Origin of the sequence: Pseudomonas sp. YuFO20, assembly GCF_035064975.1 — a bacterium.
Taxonomy (GTDB): domain Bacteria; phylum Pseudomonadota; class Gammaproteobacteria; order Pseudomonadales; family Pseudomonadaceae; genus Aquipseudomonas; species Aquipseudomonas putida_AE.
The window spans coordinates 1-783 of the sequence record NZ_JAXDEO010000152.1 but is presented as its reverse complement, the minus strand read 5'-3'; the positions used below and the strand labels follow the sequence as shown (position 1 = coordinate 783).

The following is a 783-nucleotide window of genomic DNA, read 5'->3' as shown; positions in this document are numbered from 1 at the left end:
ATGACGGTTCCACTTGCAAACCAAGTTCCACTGTTTCCCTGCGCAACGCTTGGACCTGTAAAGAACAGCCCGGTATTATTCAATAACACCACAGCGCCAAGCGAATTGGTCAGGTTCGACAGTCGCACGGCGCACGTGCCCGTCGTGGTGAACGTGCCGCCCGAAAGGCCGGTGCCGCACGTTACCGATGTCACCGTTCCGGTACCCGGCAAGCCGCCATCCTGAATATTGCCGTTCGCGTCCCATGTCGCGATATGACCCGATGTTTTTGTGCCCGCGAGCACGGTCGCGAACTGGCTGGTGTTGCCGCTGGCGGTGCCGTTGGTAAACGGCGCACCCATGCGCGCGGTCGAGAGAGTGCCAGCCCATCCCAGCGTCAGCACTTGTGCAGTGATCGAACCCGTAATGTTGGTGTCGTTCACGACCGATTGCACGACGTTGGAATTCAGCCGCGCTGCTGCAAGCGTTCCGGTCCATCCCAACGTGAGATTTTGGGCGGCGATCGACCCCGTAACGTTGGTGTCATTCGTGACGCCTTGCACCACGTTGGCATTGAGACGCGCAGCTGCGAGCGTGCCGGTCCATCCCATCTGGAATTGCACCGCCTGCAACAGCGCGGTTGCAGGCGTGCCGGTCAGCGTGATCGTTACGTTGGTGTCGTTCGCGCTTGTCGCCGCCGCAGGCGTGACAGGTGTTCCGCAAACACCGGCATCCTGAATTTGGCCCAGCCCAGGGCCCCACGACGCACAATGCCCGGCAGTGACAGCGCCAGACTGTTGCACG

Annotated in this window: 1 pseudogene; it reads right to left on the bottom strand. The window is 61.2% G+C overall.

Going from position 1 to position 783, the window contains the following annotated elements:
* A pseudogene (locus tag SOP85_RS31010) lies at window positions 1–783 on the bottom strand (hypothetical protein); the annotation flags it as partial.